Source organism: Afifella pfennigii DSM 17143 (assembly GCF_000688515.1).
GTDB lineage: Bacteria > Pseudomonadota > Alphaproteobacteria > Rhizobiales > Afifellaceae > Afifella > Afifella pfennigii.
Map to the genome: position 1 here is coordinate 15,313 of NZ_JHZK01000034.1, position 13,658 is coordinate 28,970.

At 68.2% G+C, this 13,658-nt stretch carries 10 protein-coding genes; 1 reads left to right on the forward strand and 9 read right to left on the reverse strand.

Annotated elements, in window-relative coordinates:
• Positions 1–3: 3 nt before the first annotated feature.
• From Q331_RS0117240 to Q331_RS0117280, 9 genes are all read right to left on the reverse strand, one after another.
• The gene (locus Q331_RS0117240; RefSeq protein ID WP_026381696.1) at positions 4–921 is read right to left on the reverse strand and encodes a sugar kinase; all 918 of its coding nucleotides are present in this window, start codon (positions 919–921) and stop codon (positions 4–6) included.
• Positions 922–1,073: 152 nt separating this feature from the next.
• Positions 1,074–1,388, reverse strand: coding sequence for a 2Fe-2S iron-sulfur cluster-binding protein (locus tag Q331_RS0117245; protein WP_026381697.1), 315 nt, complete (start codon positions 1,386–1,388; stop codon positions 1,074–1,076).
• Positions 1,385–1,930: a DUF934 domain-containing protein gene (locus Q331_RS22360; protein ID WP_051631311.1), complete on the reverse strand. Its 546-nt coding sequence runs from the start codon at positions 1,928–1,930 to the stop codon at positions 1,385–1,387. The genes Q331_RS0117245 and Q331_RS22360 overlap by 4 nt, the downstream gene beginning before the upstream one ends.
• Positions 1,931–1,966: 36 nt before the next feature.
• A complete protein-coding gene (locus tag Q331_RS0117255; RefSeq protein ID WP_026381698.1) occupies positions 1,967–2,674 on the reverse strand; it encodes a phosphoadenylyl-sulfate reductase in 708 nt (235 codons plus the stop codon).
• Entirely contained in the window at positions 2,661–4,319 is a 1,659-nt protein-coding gene (locus tag Q331_RS0117260) for a nitrite/sulfite reductase (RefSeq protein WP_026381699.1), read from the reverse strand. Before Q331_RS0117260 ends, Q331_RS0117255 begins: the two co-directional genes overlap by 14 nt.
• A 38-nt stretch (positions 4,320–4,357) precedes the next feature.
• Entirely contained in the window at positions 4,358–4,681 is a 324-nt protein-coding gene (locus tag Q331_RS0117265; protein ID WP_026381700.1) for a DUF2849 domain-containing protein, read from the reverse strand.
• Entirely contained in the window at positions 4,678–6,159 is a 1,482-nt protein-coding gene (gene cysG, locus Q331_RS22365; RefSeq protein ID WP_051631312.1) for a siroheme synthase CysG, read from the reverse strand. Before cysG ends, Q331_RS0117265 begins: the two co-directional genes overlap by 4 nt.
• A 160-nt stretch (positions 6,160–6,319) precedes the next feature.
• The gene (locus Q331_RS0117275) at positions 6,320–10,954 is read right to left on the reverse strand and encodes a translocation/assembly module TamB domain-containing protein (RefSeq protein ID WP_026381701.1); all 4,635 of its coding nucleotides are present in this window, start codon (positions 10,952–10,954) and stop codon (positions 6,320–6,322) included.
• Positions 10,954–12,825 (reverse strand): autotransporter assembly complex protein TamA, encoded by a 1,872-nt coding sequence (locus tag Q331_RS0117280; RefSeq protein WP_026381702.1) that lies wholly within the window; start codon positions 12,823–12,825, stop codon positions 10,954–10,956. The genes Q331_RS0117275 and Q331_RS0117280 overlap by 1 nt, the downstream gene beginning before the upstream one ends.
• 482 nt (positions 12,826–13,307) lie before the next feature.
• On the opposite strand from Q331_RS0117280, the gene Q331_RS0117285 reads away from it, so the two are divergent.
• Positions 13,308–13,562 carry a BQ00720 family protein gene (locus Q331_RS0117285; protein WP_034492908.1) on the forward strand — a complete coding sequence of 85 codons (255 nt, stop codon included), beginning with the start codon at positions 13,308–13,310 and terminating at the stop codon, positions 13,560–13,562.
• The last annotated feature ends 96 nt before the right edge of the window (positions 13,563–13,658 follow it).

Below are 13,658 nucleotides of genomic sequence, written 5' to 3' on the forward strand. Positions count from 1 at the left end.
GCTTCAGGCCCCGCGCGGCACGACGGCCCCGCGCGGCACGATGGCGCCGCGGTGGCCGATGACGTGGCGGGCGAGCGCCTGGCCGCGCTCCACCGCCGCCTCCGGCGATAGGCCCTTGATGCGCGCCGCCAGATAGGCGGCGTTGAAGCTGTCGCCGGCCGCGGTGGTATCGACCGGCTGGACGCGCTCTTGCAGCGGCAGGCGCGCTTGCCGTCCGCCGGCACGCAGGAGAACGTCCCCGGCGCCGCAGGTCATGACGATTTCCGTAACGCCGTGCTCGTTAAGGGCATCGAGCGCCTCTGCCTCGCTTGCCACACCCCAGAGCAGCTTTTCGTCGTCGGCGGAGGGCAGGAGCAGATGCGCCAGCGACAGGAAGCGGCGATAGACGGCGCGGGCATGGTCGATGTCGCCGCCCCACAGCGCCGGCCGCCAATTGCCGTCGAAGGCGATCTTGGTGCCGGCCGCCCGCGCTGCCTCAAGCGCGGCGTGAAAGCGCGACAGGCCATCGTCGGAATAGATGCCGAGCGTTATGCCGGAAAAATATACCCATTTTGCCGCGCGCATCGCCGCAATCACCTTCTCCGCCTCCGCCAGCTCAAAGAGCTGGCGCGCCGGCGAGCTCTCGCGCCAATAAAAGAAGCGCCTTTCGCCGGCAGCGTCGATGTCGATGGCGTAAAGGCCCGGCAGGCGGCCCGCGACGCTGAGCGCGACATCGGTGACGACGCCCTCCGAGCGCGCCAGTTCCAGGATCGCCGCGCTATAAGGATCGCCCGCCCCGAGCGCCGTGGCAAAGCCGCTCGTAACGCCCTCTCGGGCGCAATAGATGGCGGTGTTGAAGGTATCGCCGCCATAGGCGAGCGAGCAGCGACCGTCCTCCGTCGATAGCTCCACCATGCATTCGCCGATGGCAAGTACGTCCACGCCCATTCTCTTCCCCGATCGTTACGCGGCCGATCTCCTACATGCAGTTGGGCGGGTGAGGCTAGAAGAGGATGGCTGCTGAGAGCGGGAAGCGTCCGAAAGGGCCGGGCGTGGAGAATGCGCGGGCCGCCGTCCGGCCGCGCATCATCACCTCAATCGAAGTTCGGCGCCAGGCGCAGCGTGAGCCCGTCCAGCTCCTCCGACATCAGGATCTGGCACGAAAGCCGCGAATTTTCCTCCACCGCGAAGGCCTCGTCGAGACGGTCGACCTCCTCATCGTGCGGCGGCGCCACCTTCTCCTGCCATTCCGGCTCGACATAGACATGGCAGGTGGCGCAGGCGCAGGCTCCCCCGCATTCGGCTTTGATCGGCAGGCCCCAATCGCGGATGATCTCCATCACCCGCCAGCCGGGCAGCGCCTCCAGGGCATGGCGTACGCCCTTCTCGTCGACAACGTGGATTTTCATGACGCCAGCTCTCCGGCTGCCTGTGGGCGCGGGATGGCGGGACGGCGGGCCCAGGCGCGGCCGGCCGCGGGCGCCTCTTCGCCGCTCGCCGGCTGATAATAGAGATGGATCGCCGGCAGCTCCCCCCGCTCCAGGGCCGCAATCGTCGGCAGGTGACGGATCTGGAAAGCGTCGAAGCCGCAGCGCAGCATCAACGGGATCTGATCGAGGATGACATCGCCGATGGCACGCATTTCGCCCGCAAAGCCATATTGGCCGCGCAGTATCTGCGCCTTGGAGAAGGATCGCCCGTCAGAAAAGCGCGGGAAATCGAGCGCCACGAGCTCAAGCGCCGCCAGATGCGGCAGGACCGCTTCGAGGCTCTCCCCCGCTTGCAGCCAAACCGCCTTCGCCGCCGGGCCGCCATCGTCAACGGCCTTTGCGAACCTTGCCGCCGGCACGATCGCGCTTGCCCCTTCCGGCGGCGTTTCGTCTTCGCGCAGAAGCCTCCATGCATCCTCTGCAAAGCCCGTGGGGCGCCACAGGCGCAATGTCTCGCTCATATTCTCATTCCCGGTTTTGTCGTGGCGGATGGCCGCTCAGGGCCCGACATGGATGCCGCATTCGCTTTTTCCGCGTCCGCGCCAGCGCCCGGCGCGCGGATCCTCGCCGGGCTTCACCGGCGAGGTGCAGGGCATGCAGCCGATGGAGGCATAACCCTCCGCCACCAACGGGTGTCGCGGCAAATCGAAGCGCGCGAAATAGGCGGCGATCTCCTCCCGCCCCCAACGCGCCAGCGGATTGACCTTGAGGCGGCTGCCATCGGCCTCGAAAGCCGGCAGGCCTGCCCGCATGGCGTTCTGATGGCGCTTGCGCCCGTTCATCCAGGCCGAGAAGGGCTGAAGGGCGCGCTTCAAGGGCTCGGTCTTGCGCAGATGGCAGCAGCGGTCCGGATCGGCGGCAAACAGCATGCCGTTCGCGTCCTCGGCGGCGAGCGCGGCCGGGTCCGGCCGGATGAGGCGCACATCGCCGAGCGAGAAGGCCTCCGTCAGCGTCTCGCGATAGCGTTGGGTGGCCGGAAAATGCTTGCCCGTATCGAGGAACAGGATCGGCACGTTACGATCCACCTGTGCCAGCATGTGAAGCCAGACGGCCGATTCGGCGCCGAAGCTCGTCACCGCCGCCACCTCTGCGTGCCGCTCGATTGCCGCAGCGAGAATCGTTTGCGGGCTCTTGTCGCCGAAACGCGCCTCCAGCGCCGCGGCCCTGCCCGCCACTTCCGGATCCGCTCCCTCAGGCAGTGCCATAAAGCGCCTCCCGAAACGGTTCCTCGCCCAGCCGTCGATAGGCTTCCAGGAAGCTCTCCGCTTCATCCAGCCGCAGATCGAGGTACCGATCCACCAATGTCTCGACCGCATCCACCACCTCTTCGGAGGCGAAGCCTCTGCCGACGATCTCGCCGATGGACGTTTTCTCGTCGCCGGAGCCGCCGAGCGTCAGCTGATAGAATTCCTGGCCTTTTTTCTCCACGCCGAGAATGCCGATATGGCCGACATGGTGATGGCCGCAGGCATTGATGCAGCCGGAAATCTTGATCTTCAATTCGCCGATCTGCCGCTGCCTTTTTGCATCGCCGAAACGGGCCGAAAGGCTCTGCGCTATCGGGATCGAGCGGGCATTGGCGAGGGCGCAGTAATCCAGCCCCGGGCAGGCGATGATATCGGTGACGAGGCCCGCATTGCCCTCGCAGAGCCCGATCTCCGCCAGGGCCTCATAGACGGCGGCAACGTCGTCTAGCGCCACATGCGGCAGGATGAGGTTCTGTTCGTGGCTGACGCGCAGCTCGTCATGCCCCCATTTCTCGGCGATATCGGCGATCTTCTCCATCTGCTCGGCCGAAGCGTCGCCCGGAACCCCGCCAATCGGCTTCAAGGATATCGTCACCGAGGCATAGCCGGGCACCTTGTGGGCCTCCACATTGCGCTCCACGAAGGCGGCGAAGGCGGGGCTTGCCTGGCGCGCCGCATCGAAGTTGGGCGCGGGCGAGGGCCGCTCTTTGAGATCCGGCAGCCCGAAATAGGCCCTAATGCGCCGCACATCCTCCGCCGGCAGGCTGAGCTCGCTGTCCTTCAGGCTCTGATGTTCGCGCTCGATGGCGGCCTTCAGTTCCTCCGTTCCGGTCTCATGGACAAGGATCTTGATGCGCGCCTTGTACTTGTTGTCCCGCCGGCCGAAGAGATTGTAGACGCGCAGGATCGCCGTCACATAGGCCAGAAGCTCCGCCTCCGGCAGGAAGTCGCGTATCTTCTTGGCAATCATCGGTGTCCGTCCCTGGCCGCCGCCGACATAGACGGCAAAACCGATCGCTCCGCTCTTATCGCGCCTCAATTGCAGGCCGATGTCATGCACCTTGATCGCCGCCCGGTCGCGCGAAGAGCCGGTGACCGCGATCTTGAACTTGCGCGGCAGGAAGGAGAATTCCGGATGCAGCGACGACCATTGCCTCAAGATCTCCGCATAAGGCCGCGGATCGGCGATCTCGTCGGCCGCCGCCCCGGCGAGATGATCGGCGGTGACGTTGCGGATGCAATTGCCGGAGGTCTGGATGGCGTGCATCTCCACCTTGGCGAGATCGGCGAGGATATCGGGCACGTCGATCAGGCGCGGCCAGTTGAACTGGACGTTCTGCCGGGTGGTGAAATGGCCGTAGCCGCGATCATAGGTGCGGGCGATATGCGCCAGCATGCGCATCTGCCGCGACGACAACGTGCCGTAGGGAATGGCGACCCTCAGCATATAGGCGTGGAGCTGCAGATAGACGCCGTTCATCAGCCGCAGCGGCTTGAACTCGTCCTCCGAGAGCTCGCCCTTGAGCCGCCGCGCCACCTGGCCGCGGAATTGCTCCACGCGGGCCTCCACGAAGCCCTGATCGAATTCGTCGTAGCGGTACATGTCTTTCCTGCCGGGCCTTTCTGCCGCTTGCTCGCTTCTCAGGCCGCGTGCTTCAGTCCACAGGCCTTCTTGCCGAGATCGGGCCGGATCGTCGGGCCGAGGGCACGGATTTTTTCGCGCAGCCGCACCGGAACGATGCCCTGCGGGCCGACGACGACCTCGATGGCGTCGGGATCGACCACAAGGCCGGCGGCCACCGCCTCCGCCGCCGAGACATGCGCCGCATCGATGTCGTGCGCACCGAAGTGCCGTGCCGCCTCGATCGCCTCCACCCAGGCGCCGGTCTCTCCCAGCCAGACGACGGCGCCGTCGGCGAGCCGGTTGGCGGTGAGGACCTTCGGGTGCGTGAATTTCGCGCTCATGCGGCAAGCCTTTCTGCGATCTTTCTTTCGGCGATAAGCGGCTCGGCCTTCTCCAGCGCGGCGGCGGCAACCGCCTCGCCGATGACGACCAGCGTCGGACCGGTGATGTCGTCGCGTCGCTGCAGCGCCGGCAGATCGGCGAGCGTGCCGACGAGGAGGCGCTTCTCGGCCCTGCTGGCATTCTCCACCACGGCCACCGGGGTGTCGCCGGCAAGCCCGGCCTCGGCGAGCCGCGCGGCGAGGCCGGCCGCCACCGAGCGGCCCATATAAACGCAGAGCGTCGTGCCGGCGGTGGCGAGCCGCGCCCAATCCGGCAGCGTCTCGCCATGCATGCCGTGGCCGGTGGTGAAGACGAGCGAGGAGGCGGTGCCGCGCAAGGTCAGCGGCAATTGAAGCTCGGCCGCGGCCGCCAGACCCGCCGTCACCCCGGGCACCACCTCATGCGCGATGCCGCACGCCCTCAGCGCGGCGAGCTCCTCGCCCGCCCGGCCGAAAACCATCGGATCGCCGGCCTTCAGCCGCACCACCCGCTTGCCGGCCCGCGCCGCGTCGATCAGGAGCCGGTTGATCTCCTCCTGCGACCTGGAATGGCAGCCCTTGCGCTTGCCGACGGCAACGCGCTCCGCGTCGCGCCGCCCCTGCGCCACCAGCGAGGCGGGCACCAGCGCGTCGTGGAAGATGATGTCGGCTTCCTGCAGATGCCGCTGGGCGCGCAAGGTAAGAAGATCCTCCGCGCCCGGACCGGCACCGACGAGCGCGACGAATCCCCGAGACGGTGACGCGGCCTCCTCGATCAGCCGCTCCGCCTCGCGTTTCGCGCCGGCGACCTCACCGGCGAAGAAGAGGGGAGCGGCCGCGCTGTCGAAGAAGCGCCCCCAGAAGCGGCGCCGCGCCTCGGCGCCGGCGAGATGGGCCTGCACCCGCGCCCTGAGGGCATCGGCAAAGGCGACGAAGCCTCCGTAGCCCGCCGGCAGCATCGCCTCGATCCGCGCCCGCAGGCGCCGGGCGAGAACCGGCGCCGCCCCGCTGGTGGTGATGGCGACGGCGAGCGGCGCGCGATTGACCAGCGCCGGCGTGTAGAAATCGCACAGATCCGGCCGGTCGACGGCATTCGCCGGCACGCCGCGCGCCCTTGCGGCGAGCACGACCTTCCGGTCCGCCTCTTTTTCACCCGTGGCGGCGAAGGCGAGGACGGCGCCCACAAGGTCGTCGGCGCGCAAGGCGCGGGCGGCATGGGTGGCGCCCACCTCGGCGATCGCCTCGTGCAGCACGGGCTCGGCCCGCGGCGTCACGACAAGGATCTCGGCACTGCTCTCGCCGAGGAGCCGGACCTTGGCGGCCGCCTCCTCGCCGCCCCCGACGACGACAACGCGTCTGCCGGCCACCTTGTGAAAGGCGGGGAAGACATCAAGCCTGTACCGGGCCGGGGGCTTTGGGGCCGGCCTGTTCTGGGCCGACCAATTCTGGGGATGACGCACTTGTCAGCCTCATGGAATGAAATCTCATTCCATCAAAACCGGATTCTTCACCCGATGTAAGAAACGAGTACGCTGTCGAATCGAAAATTGGAGAATGTCATACCCATTCTCGTGGAGAGATCGGGATGGGCTTCGCCCTCTCGCCCGGCTCGCGAATGTCTCAGTATTCGCGCTCCACCACGATGCCGAGACTGGAATCGCCCTCCGCGCCGACCTCGCCGCGCGCTTTGACGCCCTTGGTGATGTCGAGGTCGATGGTGACGCGGCTCGATTCCTCCGCGGTGCCGCTTTGCACGCCGAGATAGATATTGTCGTTGATGTAGCGGCCCGCCTGCACGGCGGTATTGCCTTCCTCGTCGGTGATGATGTCGAGGTCGTCGAGACCGGTGGCCGCGCGCAGACGTCCGAAGATCCCCGGTCCTTCGGTAAGCCCGCCGAGCTCAGCCGCCGCCGCGGCCAGCCGCGCCACCTGCAGGGGCGACAGATCGGCGATGGAGCGCCCGAAGAGAAGCTGCGCCAACACCTCGTCCTGCGGCAGCTGCGGCACGGAAGAGAACTCCACCGCCGGATCGGAGGCCTGCCCGGAGATGGTGATCGTCACCGTCGTCTCGCCGCTTTGGGTGGAAGCGGAGAAATCGAGATAGGGATCGAGATCGCCGACGAAGTTGAGCTCGCCCCTGTCGATGGTGATGCGTTGCGTCAGGATGTCGAGACGCCCGCGAATGAGCTGAAAGCCGCCGGAGGCGACGACGTTGGAGGACGGCCCGGAGAGCCGCAGGCGCCCGCCGAGCTCCGCATCGAGGCCGCGGCCGCGCACGAAGATGCGCGCCGGTGCGTCGATGACGAGATCGAGGTTGATATCCCCGCCGGAGGATTCCTCGGGCCGGCTGCGCGGCTTGGCCTGGCGCAGCGTTCGCAAGATGGCGCCGCTGGCATGGACGTGCTCCACGTCGAGCGTCAAGGCGCCGCCCGGCAAGGTCTCCGGCACGGTGATATCGGCCCGGTTGATGCGCACCGTGCCGCCGATGGTGGGACCGGCCGAGATGGAACCGGTGATGGCCAGATCGGCGTCGAAGCGCGCATTGACGAGATCGCCGTCGGCGTAGCGCCCCTCCACCACGTTCAGCGTCAAATCGATCGGCATCGCGCCGGAAAGGCCTATCGAGCCGGAGCCGGTGAGGCTGCCCGAGGGCGCGAAGTTGGCGTTCAGCCTCTCCAGGCTCATCCGCTCGCCGGTGAAACGCGCGGTGAGCGCGATGTTGCGCAGGATGATTCCGGTATCGGGATCGGCGAGCCCGCCATCTGAGGTCGTGACGGTACCGGAAATCTGCGGGCTCGACACGCTGCCGCCCACCGAAAGGTCGATCCGGGCGGTGCCGGAAAGCGCCGTGCCGCGATCGGCGAGCTGCACATTGGCGAGCGCCAGCGGGGCCGTGCCGGTGATGGCCAGATCAAGGCTCTGCGTGCCGGTCACCCGCGCCGTGCCGGTGACGGAGAGCTCCAGCGCGCCATTGCCGATTGAGCCGCGCTCCAGGCGCACCGACCCGTCGTCGTAGCGGCCGGCGGCGACGACATTGAGCGCGCTGAGACCGGCATTGCGGGTCGCCGCCAGCGAGGCGTTCTGCCAGCGCAATTCGAAGCTGGCGCGGGGCGCCGCCAGCGAGCCGGAAGCCTCCGCCCGCCCGGTGACGGTACCCTCGGCGCCGAGATCGGGGCGGATGGCGTTGATCGCCGCCGCCGGCAAGGCGACGATGTCGGCGGTGACATTGAGGTTGCCGCTGCCGGAAACCGGCACGGTGCCGCGCGCCTCGACCCTCTCGCCGCGCCCGCCGGTGATGCTGGCGTCGAGCTCCACGAGGCCGTTGGCATAGTCGCCTTTGGCGGCGATATCGAAAGGACCTGCATTGGCCTGCCTGAGGGCGCCGGCGCTGGCATCCTGCCAGCGCAGGTCGAAGACCGGCTCTGGCGCGGCGGAGGTGCCGGCGACGGAAACCTCGCCGGAGATGCTGCCGGCAAGATCGAGGCTCGGGGCGAAGGCATTGGCGACGGCCGCATTGACGCTATCGAGGACCAGTTGCAGGTCGAGCGCCTCGCCCGCGCTGCCGTCGAGGACGAGGCTGCCGCCGCCGGCATTGAGGCGCAGATCCTCAAAGCTCGCGCCGCCATCGGCGATGCGGATCGTCGTCGGCGCCGCCAGCTGTGCCGCAACGCCCTGATGCGAAAAGGCAAGCTCCTCAAGCTCCACCGCAAGGCCGCCGGCAACCGGCGCCAGGGCACCGATAAGGCGGGCATCGCCTTCGGCCATGTCGGCGGCGACGGTGAAGCGCGTCGCCTCGCCGCTGCGCTCCGCGGTGCCTTCCACGCTGTTGATGTCGAAGCCGGCGGCCGCAACGCCGCGAAAGCCGAAAGAGCCTTGGAGCGCCGGCGTTCCGAAGAGGTCGGAGCCGGCAAGGTCGATGCGGCCGGCTTCGATACGCGCCTGTTCCACCTTGAGCGCCTCGATGGTGCCTTGCACCTGCGCCGCCTGCTCGCCGCCCGCCGCCGAAAGCGCCACGGCAAGATCGATGGCGCCCTCCGCCTCGGTCAGGAAGAGCGGCGCGATTTCGGCGATGTTCGGCGCTCGCAGCGTCAGATCGCCGTCGAGAAGGCCGCTCTGCAAAATGGCGAGCGCGCCGGAAAGCTCCGCGGCGCCGGCGGTGACGGAAAGGGCTTCCAGCCGCCGCGCGCCGTCTTCGCCGGGCGCCAGGCGTCCTGAACCCTCGATCGGCACGCCCCCGAGATTGCCGGTGAGCGAGAAGGCGCCGGCGACGTCCCCGGCGATGGTGCCTTCAAAGCGCGCCTCTGCGCCGGTCAGTTGCCTGCCCATCAAGACCAGCCGCTCGCCGGTGACGAGAGCCTCGATCTGCGGCGCCTCGGGCGTGCCGGAAAGGTCGGCTTCCGCCGTGACGGAGCCGCTGGCGCGCGCGGTGGCGCGCGAAAGCTCGTCGATTGTGGCGCGCACGGCAAGATCGACCGCGTTGGCGGAATAGGCGCCGTCGGCGCTCGCCTGCAGCGCCTGCGAATTGACCGTCAGATCGCGGAAGGTCAGCCCGCCCTCGCCGTCGCGGGCGATGCCGCCGCGTACCTGCGTGTCGCCTTCCAGAAGCGCATCGAGCTGCGCCGTCCCGCTGGCGATGTCGGTGCCTTCAGCATCGATGGTGAGGTCGAAGCCGGCCGCCTCAAGATCGACGCTGCCTTCCGCCGTCAGTTCCACGGCGCCGCCAAGCTCGCGGCCGGCGAGCCCGGAGAAGCGCGAGAGCGAGCCGATGCTCGCCTCCAGCCGGCCGAGCAGCGAGCGGGCCGAGGCGGCGCCGGAATAGGCAAGCTGCGTTTCTTCGCCCGTCACGCGGCTTTCCTCGATGCGCACCGGATTGCCGGCCTGCCAGGCACCGGAGGCGCTCGCCGACAGGCTCTGGCCGAGGGCGCGGGCAAGATCGGCATCGCTCGGCGCAAGCCCCAAAGCCTCCGCCGAGGCGGTGAAGGTGAGCCGGCGTGCGGCCGGCTCCGTGAGCGAGGCGGCCGAGCCGTTGCCGCTGGCGGCAAGGCTCTGCACATCGCCGAGCGGGTGGCGAAGGCCCTGCGCCCGCAGTTCCGCCTGCCAGGATTGCGCCTCGCCTGCGCCCTCGCCCTCGCCGAGGCGGGCGCTGAGGGAAAGGCTGCCGATGGCGGCCTCGCCGCCAAAGCCTGGTAATGCGATGGGCGCCGCGCCGCCCTCGTTGAGGCTGAGCGAGACCTCGCCGCGCTCGGGAAAGAAATCGGCGGCGATCTCGCCGCTGGCGGCAAGCTGGGCCCGCTCGCTCTCAAGCTCGGCCCGCGCGATCGTGAGGGAGCCGTCGTCGCGCCGCGTGACGTCGAGCGCCAGCCGGCTTTGCCCGGACAGGAGGGCGGCGCTGTCGCCGGGGGCGAGGCCGGCGAGCGAGCCGGCGAGATCGGCGGTGATGCGATAGGCCTCGTCGGCCCGGATAACCTCAGCGGTGCCGGCGATGCGCGCATCCTGCCCGCTCGCCAGGGCGATCTCGGCGGAAAAATCGCTCAACGGGCCGCTGCCATCGATGGAGAAATCGATCGGCGGCGCCCCGGGAATGCCCGCCGCCGTCGCCACCAGCCCGCCTGCCGGCTCGCTGAGGCGCGCATCCAGCGTCAGGACGTTCTCTCCCGGAGCGAGGCGGAACTCGGCGGTGATCTCGCCCGGCTGGTCCCGCCGTTGCACGTCCAGCGAGGCCGCCGTCTCGGCCGATGTCAGCCGCACGGAGCCGGCGAGCGCGAGCTCGGCGGCCTGGCCAATCACCGGCTCGGCCAGTTGAATCTGCGCGATCTCCACCTGGTCCACGGTGACGTCGATGGGCAGCGAGAAGCCGCCGCCTCCACCGTCCTCGGCCGGCGCGTCGGCCGTTTCCGGGGCGGGCACGGGCCGGCGCGTTACCTGCATGGAGGCCACGCCGAGGCTGTCGATATTAAGCCGTCCGCGCAACAGTGCCGCCCGGCTCCAGGTGACGGAGAGGTTCTGCAGCGACAGCCACGGCCCCTGCTCGTCGGAGACCGTCAAAGAGGCGATGGAGGGGCTGGAGGACAAAAGCCCGTCGATCTGGCCGATCGACACCTGCCGGCCGGGAGCGGAAAGACGGCTTTGCAGGAAGTTCTGCAGCCAGGATTTGTCGGCCTCCTCCTGCGCCTTGGCGATCGGCAGGGTGAGGCCGGCCGCGGCAAGGCCGAGGGCGAGACCGGGGACGATGAGGAAGAGGTGACGGCGCCGCATCAGAAGGCCTGCCCTATTCCGACATAGAAAGCATAGTCGGGATCGTCGGGTCCCGGATCGAACGGCATGGCGACATCGACCCGGATCGGGCCGAGCGAGGTGTAGTAGCGCAGCCCGACGCCGGCCCCGATCTTCAGGTCTTCGGAGAAATCGGGGATCGTCTCCGCGCCGACCGTGCCGACATCGATGAAGGGCACGATACCGATATTGTCGGTCACCTTGGCGCGCAGCTCCAGCGAGCCCTCCAGGAGCGACTTGCCGGCGGTCGTCTCGCCATTGGGCAGATTAACGCCGACGGTCTCGTAGCCGTAGCCGCGTATCGAGCCGCCGCCGCCGGCGAGGAAGCGCCGGCTCGCCGGGATCGCCGCCAGCGACGGTCCGAGGACCGAGCCGGCGGCCGCCCGTGCGGCGATGACGATGCGCCCCTGCCGGTCGAAGGCGTAATAGGTGGCAAGCCCGGCACGCGCCCTGAATGCCGAATTGTCGGCGTAGAAATCGTGGAAGGGCTCGGCTTCCAGCAAGGCATGGATGCCCTCATGCGGGTCCAGCTTGTCGTCGCGATTGTCGTAGTCGAGATTGCTCGGCAGCGCAGCGAGGAGGTAATTGTTGGTGCCGAGGGCGTCGTCGATGCGCGAGCGCTCCACCAACACCGCGCTCGAAACGCTGAGCTCCTCGCTGAAGCGATGCGTCAGGCCGACCCGGCCGGAGATGCTCTTCTCCTCGTAGGTATCGACGAATTCGCGCTTGGCCTGCGCCCGCGCCGACAGGTCGGTATCGGGCGTGAAGACGCCCGGCCGCGTGAAGGTCGTGGCGAAGAGATAGTCGAAATCCTCGTAATCGATGGAATTGATGCCGGCCACCCGGCCTTCCAGGCGCAGCCTCTCCGCATGGCCGAAAAGATTGCGATGCACCCAATAGGCGCCGAGCTCGGCTCCGTCGATGGTGGAATACTTGGCCTCCGCGCCGATGACCCGGCGTTTGCGCTCCGCCACGTCGACGCCGATCGGCAGGAGCCCGTCGGCACCGACCGCCTCCGCCTCCCTGACGGTCACCGAGCGGAAGACCTCCAGCCGGCGCAGCCTCTCGCGCGCCCGCTTCAGAACATCAGGGTCGTATTCCTGGCCCAGCGGCACGCCGGTCATATAGCCGACATAGCCGGGATCCATCCGTTCCGTGCCGTCCACGGTGACCGGGCCGAAGCGCGCATAGGGCCCGGTATCGACGTTGAGCGTCACGTCGACGGTGCGGCTGGCGTGATCGGCGACGATCTCGCGCTGAACCGCGGTCTTCGGATAGCCGAATTCGCGCCAGGCGGCGATGAGGCTGGTTTCGGTCTTCAGGATGATGCCCGAGCGCGCCGGCTGTCCGCGCACCAGGCCGAGATCCTCCGGCCTCTCCAGCCGCCGCGTCTCGCGCGTATCGTAGTCGGGCCGCCCGAGGATGCGGATCTCGGCGAAACTGTAGACGGGCCCCGGATCGACGGTAAGCGTCACGGGGACGTCGGGCGGCAGCGAATCGCTGGCGTTGTAGGCCTTGAGCGGACGCCCGGCGATGTCGATGGTGATCACCCCGCCATAGCGCCCCTGGCCGTAGAGCGCGGTCAGGATACGCGCATAATCGCCTCTGGCCCGCGCCATCAGCCCGGCCGTGCCGGAGGCCGGCGTGTCACGGTCGCGATAGAGCTTGGAGGCGCCTTCCACCGCATCCACGACATCGTCTTCCTCGCCTCGCACGACGAGATCGATTTGGTAAGTCTGCGGCTCGATGATGGTGTCTTCCACCTCCTCCTTCTCGCCCCAGAGATGGTAGCCGAAGAGGGAGAATGCGTTGGCGGACTGCGTCAGGAAGAAGCCGGCCAGCAGCAGGCTCAACAGGAGAGGGCGCGCCAGGTGGCGCGGTCGCCGCGGGCAGGGTCTGCCCGCCGCGCGCGACGGAAGAGGTTCCTGCCTTTCCATCCCCTGCACGGTGCGATCTACTCCAGACACAATTGGCGCATGGCGCCCGTTAAACTACCCGATCGCCGACAGGGGCAACAGTCGTGGAAAGAGCTGCGAGAGCTCGGTGTTGCCAAAGGGCCGCACCAGCTCTCAGGTGATGGATGCCGCTGCGACCGCGCTCGCCTAATGAGGCCCGAACTTCCTTAACAATCCCGAAATTTCAACGCCCTGGCGGCTTCGCGCCCGGGCCGGGCCGAGCTTGACGGGCGCGACGCGATTGCTTGTAGCGGCCGCTCCAAGCCCCCATATGCAGGGCCGAAAGCGCCGGCTGCCACTAGGGGTCGGGCATCAAGGAAGGCCGCTTCCAACGAAGGGCCGTCGCGGGTCTTCGGGCTCGCGGTTGAGAGGAGTGAACGATGACCAATTGCGTGGAGAGGAAAATCCCCTCCGGCACGCTTGCCCAGCTGGGAGGCGGCGAGATCGCTTATGTGCGGCCGGTGAGGTCCGACGACGTGCCGAACCTGTTTCCCTCGGCCCCGGCGCTGGCGCCGGGCCTGGAGCTGTGGGCGCTTCTGAACGCCGACGGCACGCCGATCCTGTTGACCGATTCCAGGGCGGCGGCGCTCGCCAACGCCCGCGAGAACGACCTGGAGCCGCTCAGCGTGCACTGACGCGTTGACTGTGAAGAACGCATAAGCGGCTGATAGTCGACGGATTTCGGTCTCTCGCAAGGTTTCGGTTTTGCAGGATTCGGTGGCTTGAGCCTG

Coding starts and splice junctions, on each gene's coding strand:
- Q331_RS0117245 (WP_026381697.1), bottom strand. CDS start 1,388: ATGAAAATCCACGTTGTCGACGAGAAGGGCGTACGCCATGCCCTGGAG.
- Q331_RS22360 (WP_051631311.1), bottom strand. CDS start 1,930: ATGAGCGAGACATTGCGCCTGTGGCGCCCCACGGGCTTTGCAGAGGAT.
- Q331_RS0117255 (WP_026381698.1), bottom strand. CDS start 2,674: ATGGCACTGCCTGAGGGAGCGGATCCGGAAGTGGCGGGCAGGGCCGCG.
- Q331_RS0117260 (WP_026381699.1), bottom strand. CDS start 4,319: ATGTACCGCTACGACGAATTCGATCAGGGCTTCGTGGAGGCCCGCGTG.
- Q331_RS0117265 (WP_026381700.1), bottom strand. CDS start 4,681: ATGAGCGCGAAATTCACGCACCCGAAGGTCCTCACCGCCAACCGGCTC.
- Q331_RS0117275 (WP_026381701.1), bottom strand. CDS start 10,954: ATGCGGCGCCGTCACCTCTTCCTCATCGTCCCCGGTCTCGCCCTCGGC.
- Q331_RS0117285 (WP_034492908.1), top strand. CDS start 13,308: ATGACCAATTGCGTGGAGAGGAAAATCCCCTCCGGCACGCTTGCCCAG.